Origin of the sequence: Curtobacterium sp. VKM Ac-2852 (assembly GCF_013205045.1) — a bacterium.
Classification (GTDB): Bacteria; Actinomycetota; Actinomycetes; order Actinomycetales; family Microbacteriaceae; genus Curtobacterium; species Curtobacterium flaccumfaciens.
Genome location: NZ_JABMLI010000003.1, coordinates 731,362 through 747,801, shown reverse-complemented (window position 1 = coordinate 747,801; position 16,440 = coordinate 731,362). Strand labels below are relative to the sequence as shown.

Annotated in this window: 15 protein-coding genes; 5 read left to right on the top strand and 10 right to left on the bottom strand. The window is 71.4% G+C overall.

What is annotated here, in order from left to right; all coding sequences use genetic code 11:
- Positions 1-16 precede the first annotated feature (16 nt).
- The gene (locus HQQ79_RS14645; protein WP_173035178.1) at positions 17-730 is read right to left on the bottom strand and encodes a hypothetical protein; all 714 of its coding nucleotides are present in this window, start codon (positions 728-730) and stop codon (positions 17-19) included.
- A gap of 9 nt (positions 731-739) precedes the next feature.
- Here HQQ79_RS14645 and HQQ79_RS14640 point away from each other — a divergent pair, with 9 nt between their 5' ends.
- On the top strand, positions 740-1,771 hold the full coding sequence (locus HQQ79_RS14640; RefSeq protein WP_173035176.1) for a YeiH family protein: 1,032 nt from the start codon (positions 740-742) through the stop codon (positions 1,769-1,771).
- Positions 1,772-1,847: 76 nt separating this feature from the next.
- Here HQQ79_RS14640 and HQQ79_RS14635 read toward each other — a convergent pair whose 3' ends face one another.
- The 6 genes from HQQ79_RS14635 to HQQ79_RS14610 form a co-directional block, all read right to left on the bottom strand.
- On the bottom strand, positions 1,848-2,924 hold the full coding sequence (locus HQQ79_RS14635) for an ABC transporter permease (protein WP_027465983.1): 1,077 nt from the start codon (positions 2,922-2,924) through the stop codon (positions 1,848-1,850).
- Positions 2,921-3,802 (bottom strand): ABC transporter ATP-binding protein, encoded by an 882-nt coding sequence (locus HQQ79_RS14630; RefSeq protein WP_173035174.1) that lies wholly within the window; start codon positions 3,800-3,802, stop codon positions 2,921-2,923. Before HQQ79_RS14630 ends, HQQ79_RS14635 begins: the two co-directional genes overlap by 4 nt.
- A 145-nt stretch (positions 3,803-3,947) precedes the next feature.
- Positions 3,948-4,664: a response regulator transcription factor gene (locus HQQ79_RS14625; RefSeq protein ID WP_173035172.1), complete on the bottom strand. Its 717-nt coding sequence runs from the start codon at positions 4,662-4,664 to the stop codon at positions 3,948-3,950.
- Complete coding sequence (locus tag HQQ79_RS18990; RefSeq protein WP_173035170.1) at positions 4,646-5,920, bottom strand: sensor histidine kinase; 1,275 nt, start codon at positions 5,918-5,920, stop codon at positions 4,646-4,648. The genes HQQ79_RS14625 and HQQ79_RS18990 overlap by 19 nt, the downstream gene beginning before the upstream one ends.
- Before the next feature lie 110 nt (positions 5,921-6,030).
- Positions 6,031-6,339, bottom strand: coding sequence for a transcriptional regulator (locus HQQ79_RS14615; protein WP_173035168.1), 309 nt, complete (start codon positions 6,337-6,339; stop codon positions 6,031-6,033).
- Positions 6,336-6,746 (bottom strand): hypothetical protein, encoded by a 411-nt coding sequence (locus HQQ79_RS14610; RefSeq protein ID WP_173035166.1) that lies wholly within the window; start codon positions 6,744-6,746, stop codon positions 6,336-6,338. Before HQQ79_RS14610 ends, HQQ79_RS14615 begins: the two co-directional genes overlap by 4 nt.
- A gap of 126 nt (positions 6,747-6,872) precedes the next feature.
- Between HQQ79_RS14610 and HQQ79_RS14605 the strand changes: the two genes are divergently transcribed.
- Positions 6,873-7,205, top strand: a complete 333-nt coding sequence (locus tag HQQ79_RS14605; protein WP_173035164.1) for a YciI family protein — start codon at positions 6,873-6,875, stop codon at positions 7,203-7,205.
- Here the strand turns inward: HQQ79_RS14605 and HQQ79_RS14600 are convergent.
- Positions 7,111-8,313, bottom strand: a complete 1,203-nt coding sequence (locus tag HQQ79_RS14600) for an MFS transporter (protein ID WP_216852523.1) — start codon at positions 8,311-8,313, stop codon at positions 7,111-7,113. The genes HQQ79_RS14605 and HQQ79_RS14600 overlap by 95 nt on opposite strands.
- A gap of 62 nt (positions 8,314-8,375) precedes the next feature.
- On the opposite strand from HQQ79_RS14600, the gene HQQ79_RS14595 reads away from it, so the two are divergent.
- Together HQQ79_RS14595 and HQQ79_RS14590 are read left to right on the top strand one after the other, a co-directional pair.
- Complete coding sequence (locus HQQ79_RS14595; protein ID WP_173035160.1) at positions 8,376-8,963, top strand: TetR/AcrR family transcriptional regulator; 588 nt, start codon at positions 8,376-8,378, stop codon at positions 8,961-8,963.
- Positions 8,960-9,853: an alpha/beta hydrolase family protein gene (locus HQQ79_RS14590; protein ID WP_173035158.1), complete on the top strand. Its 894-nt coding sequence runs from the start codon at positions 8,960-8,962 to the stop codon at positions 9,851-9,853. Before HQQ79_RS14595 ends, HQQ79_RS14590 begins: the two co-directional genes overlap by 4 nt.
- Before the next feature lie 129 nt (positions 9,854-9,982).
- On the opposite strand, the gene HQQ79_RS14585 is transcribed toward HQQ79_RS14590, so the two are convergent.
- A complete protein-coding gene (locus HQQ79_RS14585; protein WP_027465989.1) occupies positions 9,983-10,465 on the bottom strand; it encodes a RimK/LysX family protein in 483 nt (160 codons plus the stop codon).
- Between the two features lie 87 nt (positions 10,466-10,552).
- On the opposite strand from HQQ79_RS14585, the gene HQQ79_RS14580 reads away from it, so the two are divergent.
- Complete coding sequence (locus tag HQQ79_RS14580) at positions 10,553-11,746, top strand: RimK family alpha-L-glutamate ligase (RefSeq protein ID WP_027465990.1); 1,194 nt, start codon at positions 10,553-10,555, stop codon at positions 11,744-11,746.
- 95 nt (positions 11,747-11,841) lie between these two features.
- Here HQQ79_RS14580 and HQQ79_RS14575 read toward each other — a convergent pair whose 3' ends face one another.
- Positions 11,842-16,431, bottom strand: a complete 4,590-nt coding sequence (locus HQQ79_RS14575; protein ID WP_173035155.1) for an Ig-like domain-containing protein — start codon at positions 16,429-16,431, stop codon at positions 11,842-11,844.
- Positions 16,432-16,440 lie beyond the last annotated feature (9 nt).

Sequence of the window (16,440 nt, the reverse complement as noted above, 5' to 3'; positions counted from 1 at the left end):
GCGACACCCTACCCGCTCAGTGACGGTCAGCCGGCGCGGAAGCCACACCGAGTTCCCGCTGCAGCGTGCGGAGGATCCGCACGAGGGTGTCGAGCTTGTCCGGTCCGGCTTCGAACCCGCGTCCGAGGGCAGACCGCGGCTGCACGACCACGTCGTCACCGTCGGTCGTGCTGATCCAGACGCCGAAGTCGGCACGCTGGCCGCGGGAGTCCCTCGTCGCGACGGAGAACCGCCGGATGCGTGCCCACGGCAGGTCGAACACCGGCGCGTCCCGTGACGGTGCCCACGCGTGCAGGCCGAACTCGTCGACGGTCCAGACCTCCGGGCGGGGCTTCGGGAAGTCGTCTGAGGTGCGCAAGCCGGACGTCAGCACGGGCAGGTGGAACCGAGGTGCCCGGCCCGCTCCGATGCGCGTGAGCGTCCGGCGGTCGCCTCGCCCGGCGGACAGCGTCGACACGGCCAGCAGCAGCCCGAAGCCCGTGACCACGATCGGCCACAGCACGAACGACCCCTGCGTCCGGGCACTGTCGATGCCGCGCAGGAAGTCCGGGAACGCGAACTCGGCGACGAGCGCGGCGAGCCCCACCGCCAGGATGACGACCGCCGCGAGCAGCAGCGGCCCGCGCTTCGGCATCTCCCCGTCGCGCAGCCGCTGCACCCACCGTTCCCCGGAGTACTCCACCGTGCCATCCTGCCCGTCGCGGTCACCGATCGTCCACGGGCGCGACATGCTGTTCCCATGCAGTCCGTCCGTGCCGTCGTACCCGGTGTCGCCCTCGCTGTGGCGATCGGCATCGTCGCCACCCTCGTCGGCCGGGTCGTCCCGGTGGTCGGCGGTCCCGTCCCCGCCGTCCTGATCGGCGCCGTCGTGGGGTGGATCGTCCGGCGTCGCACCGGTGGCACACTCGCCGCGCTGGCTCCCGGCGTGAAGTTCTCGTCCAGCCGGGTCCTGCAGTTCGCGGTGGTCCTGCTCGGCGCGCAGCTGTCCATCGGTGAGGTCCTGCGCATCGGCGGTGAGACCCTGCCGGTGATGCTCGCGACGCTCGTCGTCTGCCTGGTGGCCGCGTGGGGGATCGGCCGACTGCTCCGGGTCTCGGGCGCACTCCGCACCCTGATCGGCGTCGGGACCGGCATCTGCGGTGCCTCGGCGATCGCCGCCGTGACACCCGTCATCGGCGCGGTCAGTGCGGACGTCGCCTACGCGATGTCGACGATCTTCCTCTGCAACATCGCCGCTGTCTTCGCCTTCCCGCTGCTCGGACACGCCCTGGGGCTCAGCCAGCACGCCTTCGGCGTCTTCGCGGGCACCGCCGTGAACGACACGTCGTCCGTCGTCGCCACCGCGACGGTCTACGGCCGCCAGGCGACCGACACCGCGGTCGTCGTGAAGCTGGTGCGCACCCTGATGATCATCCCGATCGTCATCGGGCTGGCCGGACTGGAGGCCCGCCGCGCCTCCCGGGAGCAGCTCGCCCCCGCCTCGGGGCCGGGTCGCGGGTTCCGTGTGTTCCGGTTGGTGCCGTGGTTCCTGATCGGGTTCCTCGTGGTGGTGCTGCTCCGGACGGTCGGGGTCCTGCCCGCGTCCGTGGCGCCGGGGTTCGCGACGGCCGCCTCGTTCCTCATCACGGTGGCGCTCGCCGCGATCGGTTGCTCGACGGACTTCGCGGCGCTCCGCCGTGCCGGGTTCCGGCCGATGCTGCTCGGCATCGCGCTGTGGGTCCTGGTGGCGGGGACGAGCCTGGGCATGCAGGCGGCCTTCGGTCTGCTCTGAAGAAGGCCCGCCCGACGTGAGCTGATCTGCTCACGCTGGGCGGGCCTCCTGGCCGTACCTGACGGATCTGCCGGCGTCAGCCGCGCAGCGCCTCCGACAGTTTCACGCGACTGCCGGTGCGGAGCAGGGCGTTCTCGTAGACGCGGGCGCCGATGACCACGACCGCGACGACCGAAGCGGCGACGATGACGAGCGACAGGATCGGCTCCCACCACTCGGCGGTCCCCAGGAAGATCCGCATGGGCATGCCGATCGGGGCGCTGAACGGCACGTACGACATGATGCCGAGGATCGTCGGGTTGTCGTACGCGACGATGATCAGGAAGTACGGGATCATCACGAGCATCATCACCGGGGTGGTGACGCTGCCGACGTCCTCCTGGCGGGAGACGAGCACGGCCGCCGCGGCGAACAGCGACGCCAGGAGCACGAACCCGATCGCGAAGAAGCCGATGAACCACAGGATGCTCGGGCCGAGCATCGCGAACATGTTGTCCTGGCCGGTCACCGCCAACGTGACGATGGCGGCGACGGCCACCGCGACGATCTGCGCGAAGGCCATGATGCTGTTGCCGAGGACCTTGCCCGCGAGCAGTGCTCGGGCCGGGATCGCGGACATCAGGATCTCGACCACCCGGGTCGACTTCTCCTCGACGACGCTCTGCGCGATCGACTGGCCGAACGTCACCGCCGACGCGAAGTACACGACGCCGAACGCGATGGCGATGAGGTAGACCAGGCCACCCGGGAGCGCGTCCGGGTCGAGCAGCTCGATGCGTGGAGTGACGCTCAGCGCCGAGACGACCTCGGACGGGGCCTCGTCGAGTCCGACGACCTTGTAGCCGAGCGGGTCGTCCGACGGCACGATCGCCGCGTCGACGTCGCCCTTGGTCACGAGCCGTTCGGCGTCGGCGACCGATGCCGACTCCGTGACGTCGAGCCCACCGGTGGTCGGCAGCGAGACGCCGTCGACGACCGCGACCGGGGTGGTGTCGTCCGCGGTGGCCTTGCTCACGATCCCGCCGACGACGATCGACGCGACGACCATGCCGATCAGGATGAGCGCCGAGACCACGAAGGCCTTGCTGCGGATGCGTGCCTGGATCTCACGTGCGGAGACGAGCCGCACGGCCTGCACGAAGGAGTTGTTCATCGGACGACCTCCCGGAAGACCTCGCTGAGCCGCGGCACCCGCGGCGAGAACGACCCGACGGTGCCGTGCTGCACGGCACGCTGCAGGACACGCTGGGCGGTGGCGGCGTCGGCCTCGAAGACCGCGTACCCGCCGTCGAACTCCCGTACGGTCACACCCGGCTCGTCGCGGAGCCAGGCGACGTCCCCGTCGACCAGCAGCTCCCACGCGGCGGGGCCGGCCTGCTTGCGGAGCTCCTCCTGGGGACCGGCGGCGCGGATCGTGCCACCGGCGATGACGACGACGTCGTCGCAGAGGCGCTCGACGACGTCGAGCTGGTGGCTCGAGAACAGCACCGGGACGCCCCGGGCCGCGGTCTCGCGCAGGACGCCGAGCACGGTGTCGACGGCCATCGGGTCGAGGCCCGAGAACGGCTCGTCGAGCACGAGCACCTCGGGGTCGTGTGCCAGCGCCGCGGCGATCTGCACGCGCTGCTGGTTGCCGAGCGAGAGCTTCTCGACGGGGTCGCCGGCGTGGGCGGTGAGTTCGAGGCGTTCGAGCAGCTCGCCGGTGCGGGTCGTCGCCGCCCGCTTGTCGACGCCGTGCAACCGGGCCAGGTAGGTGATCTGCTCGGCCACCGGCATCTTCGGGTACAGGCCGCGTTCCTCGGGCATGTAGCCGAAGCGGCGGCGGTCGGCGGGGCGGACAGCGGTGCCGTCGATCGAGACCGTGCCGGCGTCGGCCTGGAGCACGCCGAGCATGATGCGCATGGTGGTGGTCTTGCCGGCACCGTTGCCGCCGACGAAGCCGGTGAGACGGCCGCTGCCGACCGTGAACCCCACGTCGTCGAGCACCCGGCGGTCGCCGAAGTGCTTGGTCACCCCTTCGATGGTGAGCATGTCGTTCCCCTTCGTCGCGACGCTGGTCGTCGCTGCGTCCGACGCTATTGGCCGGGAGGCACGCCCCGCCTCCGCCGCCAGGCGGGACTTGGTCGGGTGGTCGGCTCCACCGCGCGGGGGAGGAACGCGCGTCGGCCTACCTCGGTCAGCCGGCGACGCCGTGCTCGAACGCCCAGACGACGGCCTGGATCCGGTCGCGCAGTGCGAGCTTCTGCAGCACGTTCGACACGTGGGTCTTCACGGTGGCGTCGCCGACGTAGAGCTCGGCGGCGATCTCCGCGTTGCTCAGGCCACGGGCGAGGAGTCGCAGCACCTCGGTCTCCCGCTCGGTGAGCCCGGCGGCGGCGAGCGCGTCCTCGCCCGTCGTCGAAGGTGCCGCGGTCGTGGTGGTCGCCGAGGGCTGGGCCGCAGCCGACGCCGTCGCCCGGCTGATCACCCGCCGTGTGACGTCCGGCGCGAGTAGGGCGTCCCCGGCTGCGACGGTCCGCACAGCGTCGATCAGCCGCTCGGGGGAGGCGTTCTTCAACAGGAACCCGCTCGCCCCCGCCTCGAGCGCCTGGAACAGTGCGTCGTCGCTGTCGAACGTGGTGAGGATGAGCACCGCCGGCGGGTGCGGCAGCGCCGCGATCCGTCGCGCGGCCTCGAGCCCGTCGACGCCCGGCATCTGCACGTCGAGGCAGACGACGTCCGGACGGAGTTCCTGCACGGCCTCGACCGCCCCGGCGCCGTCCGCGGCTTCGCCCACGACCCGGAACCCGGGCTCGGACTCCAGGATCACGCGGAACCCGGCGCGGACGAGCTCCTGGTCGTCGGCCAGCACGATCGTCAGGTCGGTCGTCCCGTTCACGTCGTCGGCAGCCATGCCCGCACCAGGTAGCCTCCTCGGGCTCGTGGCCCGATCTCGATCCGTCCGTCCACGGCGGCGACGCGTTCCCGCATCCCGACGTGTCCGAGTCCGCTGCCGGAGGTGCTCCGGGCGGCACGGGCACCGAGCCCGTCGTCCGTGACCTCCACCTCGACGCCGTCGTCCAGGTACCGCACCCGGACGTCGGCGCGGGCGGTCGGGCCGGCGTGCTTCAGGATGTTCGTCACCGCTTCCTGCACGATCCGGTACGCCACCGCGGCCACCGTCGGTGGCACCGCGCGCTCGTCACCCACGACGACGTACTCGGCGGGGTGGCCGGCCACCCGGGCGGACTCGGCAAGTTCGGCAATCCGCGTGATGCCCTCGGTGCTCGGGCCGTCGCCACCGGCGGTCCCGAGGCCGTCCGCGTCGTCGTCGGAGCGCAGGGTGCCGAGCATCCGCCGGAGTTCCTCCACCGCGGTGCGGGCGCTCTCCTCGACCACCCCGAGCGAGGCGGTGGCCTGCGCGGGGTCGCGGTCGATCACGCGCCGTGCAGCACCCGCCTGCACGCCCATCAGCGAGACGTGGTGGGCGACCACGTCGTGCAGCTCGCGGGCGATCCGTACCCGCTCGATCGTGACGGCCTGTGCCGCGGACCGCTCCCGCTCGGCGGCGAGTTCGGCGGTGCGTTCGGCGAGCTCGTGTCGTGCGACCGCGGAGACCCAAGCCCGGTTGCCGGCGTACCAGGCCGCGCCGAAGTAGATGACGTTGATGACGATGTTGAGCAGCGAGATCGCGACGTAGGGCGCCACGGGGGAGTCCGTGTCGTTCGGCAGAGCGTTCGGTGACGCCCACCCGAACGAGATCGCGACGAACAACCACGCGAACATGCCGCCGATGACGACCCAGCGCACCGCTTCGGCCCGCACCCGGTCGGAACACCACGCACCCACCGTGTACAGCGCGATGAAGAGCGTGAAGTTGACGAGGAAGACCTCGGGCACCTGGAGCAGCTGCGTCGCGGCGAAGGCCACGGCCGACACCAGGGCCACCGACATCGGGAACCGTCGGCGGAACGCGATCGGCGCCGCGTTCGCGACGATCATCAGCGCGGAGACCCACCACTCGGCCTGGTCGTCACCGTACGTACCGGCCGACCCGTACAGGAACGTCGTGACGGCGAGCCCGCCGGCCAGCACCACGGCGAGCACCGTGTCCTGCCGGTACTCGTGCCGCCCCACCGGCAGTCGCGACCACTCCGCCGTCGTCCCCACCCCCGAAACGCTAGCGGAATCCCGGTGCGATGTCGTCATCATCGGCCGACGCTCGCGGTCATCGCCACGACGCTCGACTGCCGGCGTTCGCTCGTTTCACGGGGCGGCGGTCACCGGGCGGGCTCGGCGATCGCCAGGATGACGGCGAAGTGCCGCTCGAACGCATCTCGTCCTGCGTCGGTGAGGGCGAGCCAGCTCCTCGTGCTCCTCCCCACGCGAAGTCTGCGGATGCGGAGGAAACCCGCCTCTCGCAGAGTCGCCGCCGCTTGGGACAGCGTTGAGTCGCTGACCTCGAGTGCGTCCCGGACGACGCCGAACTCCGCTTCGTCCACCGTCCGGAGCAGAGCGAGCAGGGAGAACCTCACCGGCGAGTGGATCCGGTCGTCGAGTTCGTGCCGAGGGTGGGTGCCGCTCGTCATCGACGACGCGGCCGAGCCTGCACCGCCGCCACGACGAGCGGAGCTGCGACGACGAGCGCGGTCGCTCCCCACGCCACCAGCGACGCTGACCCGTCGAGTCCTCGGAGCAGCGCGGCATCGAGCGGAGCGACGGCGAGGACGTAGAGGACACCCGTTGCGATCCAGGCGACGGTCATCAGTCGGTTGCCTCCGCGGGGGATGACCCGCCGAGTGCTCGCGACGAGCCAGAGCACGATGACGACGGCCGCGGCGATCGCGAGGACAGGGAGTCGCGGGCCGTCCAGCCCCTCGGCCACGAACACGAAGCACGCGACCACGGCAGCACTGCAGAGGAACACCGGTGTCTGCCAGCCGCGCCCTTGCCTGAGCCGAGTCCCGACTGCAGCTTCTCGAGTGGGAGTGTTCATGTTCACAGATGGTAAACGTCACAGGACCGCTTCTGCGGATGTCCCAGGGGAACAGCAGCTTCACGCCGAACGCGTCCGTCGGTGCACGGCAGGAGTAGCCTCCCGCCAACGAGCAGGGGAGACGCCATGCAGTTCCTCGTCAACGTCATCGACGACGGCCAGGCCGCCGCCGTCGGCAACACGTACTCCGCGACCGACGCCGAAGCCGCCGCGGTCGACGCCTTCAACCAACGGATGGCCGACGCGATCGTGTTCGCCGCCGGGGTCTCCGCACCGGCAGACGCCACCGTGGTCGACGCCCGCGGGGGCGCGGCCGACACGACGAACCGGCCCGACCCCGACGAGTACGTCGCCGGGTTCTGGGTCATGGACCTCCCGGACGCCGAGACGGCGGCCCGGGTGGCGCACCAGGCGTCGCAGGCGTGCAACCGGAAGATCGAGCTCCGCCCGCTGCTCTGACGGCGCGGACCCCACCCGGCCGACGGGCCGCCGCGGGGACGGCGCTCGCCGCGGTCACGCCAGCCCCGACCACGAACGTCGCGACGAACCCGATCGCGCCGACGAGCGCTCCGGCAGCCGCAGCGCCGACGGCCTGCCCGAGCACGAGTGCGACGAACAGCATCGACGTGCCCGCCGACGACCGCTCGGCATCGATCTCGGTCGTCCACGCGATCAGCGCCCCGGTCGCCGCCGTGTAGCCCCAGCCGAACACGGCACACGCCAGCAGTGCCGCGACCGTCGACTGCGGCGCTGCCCCCAGCACCACGACGGCGACGGCGACCGACCCCGCCGTGACCGCCCAGAGCGTCCGGGCGCGCAGTCCGTTCGTCCAACGCGCGGTGACCACGACGGCCGCTCCGCCGATCCCGAGCGCGATCCAGGCCGACACCGAGACGACGACCGACGCGCCGGCCTCCACCAGCGCCGAACGTCCGTAGGTCCAGACGACGGCGGACCCCGCCCCGAACAGCAGCGCCAGCACGAGCACCCCACGGTGTGCCGCGAACCAGGGAGCGCCGGGCAGCGGTGACCGGGACGCGGCAGTCCCGCCGCGGGACACCACGAGCACCAGCGCTCCGATGGCCAGGGCGAACACCCCGGACACCGCCCAGGCCGTCCGCCAGTCGGGCAGCAGCACGAGTGCGAGCACGCCGGCGCCCACCAGCCCGGGGCCGGTGCCGGCGTTCACGATCGCCTGCGCGCGGCCCTGCAGCGCCTGGGGCACCTGCGCCGCGACGATCCGGACGAGGGCGGGCGACGCGAGTCCGGCGCCCGCCGACGCGACCACGGCGCTGATGCCGAACGCCGGCGCCCCGCCGGCCGTCGCCATGGCGATCGCACCGGCTCCCGCCACCAGGGTCGCGACCGTGACGAGCACGCGGGGCATCCGTGCGGCGAGCAGGAAACCGGCCACCGCACCGACGCAGTACAGCGCCGAGGCGCCCGACGAGACCCACCCGGCGGCGTCCGCCCGGAGCCCCAGGTCCCGCTGCACGTCGGGCAGGAACAGCCCGTACGCCAGGCGCACCAGGCCGTAGGTGGCGGCGATCAGGCCGAGTCCGCTCACCAGGAGCAGTCGATGTCGTAACGAAAACGATCGTTTCACTTTTCAGAGCCTAGGGTGCTCTCATGGTGATGCGCCCAGGGACCGAGCAACGGCTGCTCGACGCCGCCGAGGAGCTCTTCTTCTCACAGGGCATCGCCGCCACCCCGATCGACGCGGTCCTCGAACGGGCCGGGGTCTCGACGGCCACCCTGTACCGCGGCTACGCGAGCAAGGAGTCCCTGGTCGCCGCGGCCCTCACCCGTCGTCACGAGGACTGGATCGCCACCTGGGACCGTGCGGTCGCCGCCGAACGGGACGAACTGGGCCGACTCCTGGCGGTGTTCGACGCCCTCGACGACTACCGCTCGACGCCCACGGGCTCCCGCTGGTGCGCCTTCCTCGGCACCGCCGCCGAGTACGCCGACGCCCCCGCCGAGGTCCGGCAGGTCCTGGACCTCGAGACCACCACCCTGCGCCGGCGGCTCGTGGCACGGGCGGTGCCGGTGGTCGGTCCCGGTGCCGAGGTCCTCGCCGACCAGCTGCTGCTCATCGTCTCCGGTTACCTTGCGATGCGGTTGCGCGACCCCGCGCTCGACACGACGACGGCACGGTCCGTCGCCGCGTCCCTCATCCGGGAACACACCCCAGACGGAACGGCGCCCACCACATGACCCGATCGCGTGCTGCCACGATCACCCGCCGCTCCCTGCTGATCGGTGGCACGGGCGTCGTCGCCGCGGGAGCCGTGGCCGAGGGGATCAACCTCGGCCTGCTGCCCGGACGCTCGACCCTGTACCGGGTCCTCGGTCTGGACGGCGCCGACGGCACGGTCCCCGACGTCGAGGCGGTCCCCACCGCCTCCGGCACCTTCGTCTCGACCGCTCGGAACGGCCGCACCGTCGGGTGGACGATCGCGGCTCCGGCGTCCGACACCCCCTTGCCGGTGGCGGTCGCACTGCACGGCTACGGCGACGACCACACCTCGTTCTTCGGGCGGAGCCTGGGCTACGACCGGTTCCTCGCAGCGCACGTCGCCGACGGCGGAGCCCCGTTCGCGATCGCCTCGATCGACGGCGGCAACCGCTACTGGCACCGGCGTGCCGACGGCGACGACCCCGCCGCGATGGTCGTCGACGAGTTCCTGCCCCTGATCACCCGCCGCGGCTTCGACACGGACCGCCTCGCCCTGACCGGCTACTCGATGGGTGGCTTCGGCGCCCTCCGGCTCGGCGGAGTCCTCGGCGCCTCGCGCGTCCGGGCCGTCTCGGCCATCAGCCCCGCGCTCTGGAAGTCGGCCGCCGACACCGCCCGCGGCGCCTTCGACGATGCCGCGGACTTCCGCGCGAACACGGTCCTCGGGCGGCAGCGCGCCCTGGACGGTGTCGCCGTCCGCGTCGACTGCGGCAACGGTGACGGGTTCGCGCCGGCGGTGCACACCTACGTCGACGGCTTCGACACGCCTCCGGCCGGCGGCTTCGCACCCGGCGCCCACACGCACGGCTACTGGCGCCGCCTGGCGCCGCAGCAGCTCGCCTTCCTCGGCCGCAACCTCGGTCACTGACCGGGCCCGCGCCCTGGCCGCGCGTCGAGGCGGACGGGAGGCCCGTGGCGGCCCCGCACCGCGCCTCCAGGCCGTCGCCCGGTCACCGCAACGGCGGCGTGCCGCGTGACGAGGAGCGCTCAGGCGCGCTCAGGCGCGACCGCGGTTGCGGCGCCGGATCTCCTTCGGGGCCCGCCCGGCCATGAAGGACCGTGCAGGATCGACGAGGAAGCCCTGCCGGAGCGCTTCGCGACCGACGAGCATCCGGAACCCCATCTGGTCCCGGTTGCTCAAGGTGACCTCGGACTCGACGACCTGCCCGGCCAACGCGATCCGCGTGCGGACGACGATGCGCTCCTGGGTGTGCCCGGTCGAGCTGCGGACGATGCGGCGGTCGTGCACGTCGCACTCGATGGTGGAGGCGTCGGCATCGGTGTCTTGCCAGGGGTGCAGCGAGAACCGGACCCGCTCGCCGGGCAGTTCCTCGAGGTCGAAGGCGTGCAACGCGGAGCTCCGGGCGCCGGTGTCGAGCTTCACCTTGATCCACGGCACGCCGAGGTCCGGCAGTCCCGCCCACTCCCGCCACCCGGCGACGACGAGCCCGCTGTCGGAGGACTTCGGAGCTCGGGCCATGTGCCCATCCTGTCGCATGCTCCGTGGCCACGTCCGCATGCTTTGATGGAGCGTCGCCGTCGATCCGACCCAGCGGAGAACCCCTCGATGAAACTCGCCATCCTGTCGCGCGCGCCCCAGGCGTACTCGACCCAGCGCCTCCGCGCAGCGGCACTCGACCGCGGTCACGAGGTCAAGGTGCTCAACACCCTGCGCTTCGCGATCGACCTGTCCGGCGATGATCCGGACCTGCTCTACCGCGGCAAGCTGCTGAGCGACTACGACGCCGTGCTGCCGCGCATCGGCAACTCGATCACCTACTACGGCACCGCCGTCGTGCGCCAGTTCGAGCAGATGGACGTCTACACGCCGAACACGGCGAACGGCATCACGAACTCGCGCGACAAGCTCCGGGCGAACCAGATCCTGTCGCGGCACGACATCGGCATGCCGGCGACGACCTTCGTGGCCGGCCGCAACGACGTGCGCGGGGCGATCGAACGGGTCGGTGGCGCGCCCGTCGTCATCAAGCTCCTCGAGGGCACGCAGGGCATCGGTGTGATCCTGGCACCCGAGGCGAAGGTGGCCGAGTCGATCGTCGAGACCCTGCACTCCACCAAGCAGAACGTTCTGATCCAGCGGTTCATCGCCGAGAGCCGCGGTCGTGACATCCGGGCCCTGGTCGTCGGTGACCGGGTCGTGGCGGCGATGCGCCGGACCGCGTCAGGTGACGAGTTCCGCTCGAACGTGCACCGCGGCGGCACCGTCGAGAAGGTCACGCTCTCGCCCGAGTACGAGGCCGTTGCCGTGCGCTCGGCGCAGATCATGGGCCTCAAGGTCGCCGGCGTCGACATGCTCGAGGGCAACGACGGGCCGCTCGTGATGGAGGTCAACTCCTCGCCAGGGCTCGAGGGCGTCGAGCGCGCCACCGGCCTCGACATCGCCGGTGCGATCGTCGACTTCATCGCGAACCAGGTCGCGTTCCCCGAGATCGACGTCCGCCAGCGGCTGTCCGTCTCGACCGGCTACGGCGTCGCCGAGCTCCTCGTGCACACCAACGCCGACCTGGTCGGCAAGACGATCAAGGAGTCCGGGCTCTGGGACCGTGACATCACGGTCCTCACGCTGCACCGCGGCTCGAACGTCATCCCGAACCCGCGCAGTGGCGTCGCCCTCGAGCCGGGGGACCGTCTGCTCTGCTTCGGCAAGCTCGAGGAGATGCGGTCGATGATCCCGGAGCGCCGCAAGCGGCGCGCGAAGGTGCGGAAGCTGCCGAAGGAGCCGTTGCAGACCGAGGGCTGAGCGCTCGGGCGCTGCAGCGCCGTGACAGCCGGGAGGCCCGGATCGCGTCCCCTCGTCGGGTACGTGATCCAGGCCTCCCGTCCGCAGTCCGGGGCTCAGTCGCCGCGCACGTCGCCTTGGCGTCGGCGCGCGAGCAGGCGCAGGACGGCGCCGAGCCCGAGCGCGGTCAGCGCGGCGGCGAGCCAGCCGCCGAACTCGACGCCGGTGAAGGCGAGCTCACGGTTGGTGGTGGCGGTGCCGGTGGTGTGGGTCCCGTCGGTTTCCGGAGCGGGTGCGGAGCGGTCGTCGGTCGTGCCGACCTGCGTGCCCGTGCCCGGGGTCACGATCACCGGGAACGCGATTCCCGTTCCGGCCCCGTGGTCGTTCTCGGCATCGCCATCGTCATCGCCTTCGCTCTCGGGGACGAGCGTGACGAGCATGCTCGAGCCCGGTGAGACGTGACCGAAGCGGTCCACGGCGACGACCGACAGCAGGTGGGCTCCCGGCTCCAGGGGAACCGTCGTCCGGAAGGCGAACCGCCCGTCGGAGTCCGCTGTCCCACGGCCGATCTCGCGGCCGTCGGCGTCGCGGATGACGACCGTCGAGCCGGGCTCGGCGGAGCCCCGGACGATGCCGGTGCCGTCGACGATCTCGTCGAACGCCTCGAGGATGGGTGCCGCCGGGGCCTCGGTGTCGACGTCGACGGTGGTCTTCGTCGTGTCGGACTCGTTGCCGGCCTTGTCTTCGGCGATGAGTTCGAGGTCGTGCGCCCCGTCCGTGAGCGGCTCGTCGAGGACGATCTCGAAGTCGCCGTTCTCGTCCGCGGTGTCGCGGCCGAGTTCGTTACCGTCCTCGTCGCGGATGATCACGGTCGAGCCCGGCTCCGCCGTCCCGCTGATCGGGCCCTTGCCGTCAGCGAGGTCGGACGGGCTGGTGACGACTGGTGCCGTGGGAGCTTCGGTGTCGACGTCGACCGTGGTGTCGGTCGGGTTGGACTCGTTGCCGGCGTCGTCCTGGGCGATGAGTTCGAGCTTGTGCTCGCCGTCGTCCAGCGGCTCGTCGAGTTCGATCGAGAAGTCGCCGTCGTCGTTGGCTTCGCCGCGGCCGATCTCGTTGCCGTCCTCGTCGCGGATGATGACCGTGGAGCCGGGCTCGGCGGTGCCGGTGATGGGTCCCTTGCCGTCAACGAGATCGCTGGGGCTTGTGACGACGGGTGCTGCCGGTGCTTTGGTGTCGATGTCGACGGTGGTCGTCGTCTCTTCGGAGGTGTTGCCGGCCTTGTCTGCAGCGATGAGTTCGAGCTTGTGCTCGCCGTCGTCGAGCGGTTCGTCCAGCTCGATGGAGAAGTCGCCGTCGTCGTTGGCTTCGCCGCGGCCGAGTTCGTTGCCGTCCTCGTCGCGGATGATCACGGTCGAGCCGGGCTCGGCGGTTCCGCTGATCGGGCCCTTGCCGTTGTCGAGGTCCTTGGGGCTGGTCACGACCGGTGCTGTCGGTGCTTCGGTGTCGACGTCGACCGTGGTCTTCGTCTCTTCGGAGGTGTTACCGGCCTTGTCCTGGGCGACGAGTTCGAGCTTGTGGTCGCCGTCGTCGAGGGGCTCGTCGAGTTCGATGGAGAAGTCGCCGTCGTCGTTGGCCTCACCGCGGCCGATCTCGTTGCCGTCCTCGTCGCGGATGATGACCGTGGAGCCGGGTTCCGCTGTGCCGGTGATGGGGCCCTTGCCGTCAGCGAGGTCAGAGGGGCTGGTGACGACCGGGGCCATGGGGGCTTCGGTGTCGACATCGACCGTGGTGTCGGTCGGGCCAGATTCGTTGCCGGCCTTGTCTTCGGCGACGAGTTCGAGCTTGTGCTCGCCGTCGTCGAGCGGCTCGTCCAACTCGATGGCGAAGTCGCCGTCGTCGTTGGCTTCCCCGCGGCCGATCTCGTTGCCCTCCTCGTCGCGGATGATCACGGTCGAGCCGGGTTCGGCGGTGCCGCTGATCGGGCCCTTGCCGTTGTCGAGATCGCTGGGGCTGGTCACGACCGGTGCTGTCGGTGCTTCGGTGTCGACGTCGACCGTGGTCGTCGTTTCCTCGGAGGTGTTGCCGGCCTTGTCCTGGGCGACGAGTTCGAGCTTGTGCTCGCCGTCGTCGAGGGGCACATCGAGTTCGATGGAGAAGTCGCCGTCGTCGTTGGCCTCACCGCGGCCGAGCTCGTTGCCGTCCTCGTCGCGGATGATCACGGTCGAGCCCGGCTCGGCGGTCCCGCTGATCGGGCCCTTGCCGTTGTCGAGGTCCTTGGGGCTGGTCACCAACGGTGCGGTCGGTGCCTTCGTGTCGACGGCGACCGTGGTCTTCGTCTCTTCGGAGGTGTTGCCGGCGTCGTCCTGGGCGACGAGTTCCAGCTTGTGCTCGCCATCGGTCAGCGGTTCGTCCAGCTTGATGCTGAAGTCGCCGTCGTCGTTGGCCTCACCGCGGCCGAGCTCGTTGCCCTCCTCGTCACGGATGATCACGATCGAGCCCGGCTCCGCGGTACCCGTGATCGGTCCCTTGCCGTCGCTCAGGTCGGACGGGCTGGTGACGTCGGGTGCGTCGGGTGCTTCGGTGTCGACGTCGATGGTGACCGGGGTGGGGGTCGAGATGTTGCCGGCGTCGTCCTGTGCGATCAGTTCGAGGTTGTGCTCGCCGTCGTTGAGGGGCTCGTCCAACTCGATGGAGAAGTCGCCGTCGTCGTTGGCCTCACCGCGGCCGATCTGGTTGCCGTCCTCGTCACGGATGATGACCGTCGAGCCGGGCTCGGCGGTGCCGGTGATGGGGCCCTTGCCGTCAGCGAGGTCGGTCGGACCGGTGACGATCGGTGCGTTCGGAGCGTCGTCGTCCACGTCCACCGTGACCGGCGTCGGGGACGAGACGTTGCCGGCCTCGTCCTGCGCGACGAGCTCGAGGTCGTGCGCGCCGTCGTCGAGTGGCTCGTCGAGCACGATGGTGAACTGCCCGTCGTCGCGGGCCTCGGCACGGCCGAGTTCGTTGCCGTCGGCGTCACGCACGATCACCGTCGAACCGGGTTCGGCTGACCCGGTGAAGGGGCCGGTGCCGTCGGCGAGGAACTCGGGGGTGGTGCTGATCGGTGCGTCGGGTGCGGTGACGTCGGGTGCGGTGACGGTCACGGGCGAGGGAGCCGACTCGTTGCCGGCGTCGTCCTGTGCGACGACCTCCAGGCCGTGGTCGCCCTCCGTCAGCGGCTCGTCCAGCTCGACCGAGAAGTCGCCGTCGTCGTTCGCTTCGCCCCGGCCGATCTCGTTGCCGTCCTGGTCACGGATGATGATGATGGAGCCGGGCTCGGCGGTTCCGACCACCGGGCCGGTCGGGGTCGCGAGGTCCTGGCGCTCGACGACCGGAGCATCGGGCGCGGTGGTGTCCGGGACGACCGCGGTCGCGGTCGCCGGGCCGGACTCGTTGCCGACCGCGTCGGCGGCGACGACCACGAGGTCGGTCGGACCCTCGGGCAGCGGTGCGTCGAGACGGACGGAGAAGTCACCGTCCTCGTCCGCGCGGTCGCGGCCGAGTTCGTTGCCGGCCTCGTCGCGGACGATGACGATGGCGCCCGGCTCGGCGGTGCCGGTGATGGGTCCGGTCGGGTCGGCGAGGGTGCCGGGGTCGTCGACGATCGGGACGTCGGGGGCGGTGGCGTCGACGTCGAGGGTCGCCGTGGTGGGTTCGGCGGTGAAGCCGTTGCGGTGCTGCACGGCGGTGACGGTGACCGACCCGTCTGACAGCGCCTCGGTGACGGGGAGCGACCAGGTGCCGTCGTCGCCGACGGGGACGTTCACCGGTGCCCGGTCACCGACGGTCACGTCGACGGTGCCGCCGGGGACGCCCTGGCCGGTGATGGTCGGCTTCGGTCCGACGGCTGCGGTCGGCTCGTCGATGACGGCGGAGGTCAGCGGGATGGTGACCTTCCACGTCGATGTCGTCTGCTCGTTCGTGTTGACGTAGTCGGTGGCGGCGTTCGGGGCGAACGAGCCGTGCACCGTGACGACGTCGCCCGGCAGCGCCGAAGCGTCAACGGTGACCGGCACCCGGATGTGGTTGTAGTTCGCTCCTCCGGTGTTGAGCGGCTGGGGGTTCGCTCCGAGGCAGTCGGTCTGCGTGGGAGACGTGAACGTGCAGTTCGCGACGTTCGCCGTGCCGGAGTTCGCCACGCTGAACGGCGGTCGTCCGCGTGTGAAGGTCGCGGGGCCGGTGATGGTCCAGTGGAAGTCGAGCGAGCGGCTCGGGATCGTGAAGCCACTCGCGTTCTTGACGTTGAAGATCGACGTCTCGAACCGCTGTCCCGGCTGGCCGATCGCGTCCGTCGCGCCCTGGACGTAGACGTTGATCGGCGTCTCGTTCGGCGTGACCTCGTCGGTCGTGGGCTGTGCCTCGGGCGTGGGGGTCGGGGCGGGCGCGGTGCTCGGCGCCGGGGCCGGCTCCGGCTCCGGCTCCGTGGCGGGGTCGGCGTCGACCGGGGGCGCGGTGTCCGCGGGGGCCTCGGGTTCGACGTGCGAACCACTGTCGACAGGTGCCTCGGCCTCGCCCGGCGCCTCCGGCTCCACGGACGCGTCGGCTCGCTCCTCGGTCGGCGCGGGTGCCGTCGTGACGGTCGTCGCGGCGGCCATGTCCGGCACGGCCAACGGCGCGAAGGCCAGCAGGAGGGCTGCGGCAGAGGTGGACTTGCTGAGCGGGGGCATTCGGGGCTC

Bases quoted from the DNA above. Each gene is read 5' to 3' on its own strand.
- HQQ79_RS14645 (WP_173035178.1), bottom strand. From the start codon at position 730: ATGTCGCGCCCGTGGACGATCGGTGACCGCGACGGGCAGGATGGCACG.
- HQQ79_RS14640 (WP_173035176.1), top strand. From the start codon at position 740: ATGCAGTCCGTCCGTGCCGTCGTACCCGGTGTCGCCCTCGCTGTGGCG.
- HQQ79_RS14635 (WP_027465983.1), bottom strand. From the start codon at position 2,924: ATGAACAACTCCTTCGTGCAGGCCGTGCGGCTCGTCTCCGCACGTGAG.
- HQQ79_RS14630 (WP_173035174.1), bottom strand. From the start codon at position 3,802: ATGCTCACCATCGAAGGGGTGACCAAGCACTTCGGCGACCGCCGGGTG.
- HQQ79_RS14625 (WP_173035172.1), bottom strand. From the start codon at position 4,664: ATGGCTGCCGACGACGTGAACGGGACGACCGACCTGACGATCGTGCTG.
- HQQ79_RS14615 (WP_173035168.1), bottom strand. From the start codon at position 6,339: ATGACGAGCGGCACCCACCCTCGGCACGAACTCGACGACCGGATCCAC.
- HQQ79_RS14610 (WP_173035166.1), bottom strand. From the start codon at position 6,746: ATGAACACTCCCACTCGAGAAGCTGCAGTCGGGACTCGGCTCAGGCAA.
- HQQ79_RS14605 (WP_173035164.1), top strand. From the start codon at position 6,873: ATGCAGTTCCTCGTCAACGTCATCGACGACGGCCAGGCCGCCGCCGTC.
- HQQ79_RS14595 (WP_173035160.1), top strand. From the start codon at position 8,376: ATGGTGATGCGCCCAGGGACCGAGCAACGGCTGCTCGACGCCGCCGAG.
- HQQ79_RS14590 (WP_173035158.1), top strand. From the start codon at position 8,960: ATGACCCGATCGCGTGCTGCCACGATCACCCGCCGCTCCCTGCTGATC.
- HQQ79_RS14585 (WP_027465989.1), bottom strand. From the start codon at position 10,465: ATGGCCCGAGCTCCGAAGTCCTCCGACAGCGGGCTCGTCGTCGCCGGG.
- HQQ79_RS14580 (WP_027465990.1), top strand. From the start codon at position 10,553: ATGAAACTCGCCATCCTGTCGCGCGCGCCCCAGGCGTACTCGACCCAG.
- HQQ79_RS14575 (WP_173035155.1), bottom strand. From the start codon at position 16,431: ATGCCCCCGCTCAGCAAGTCCACCTCTGCCGCAGCCCTCCTGCTGGCC.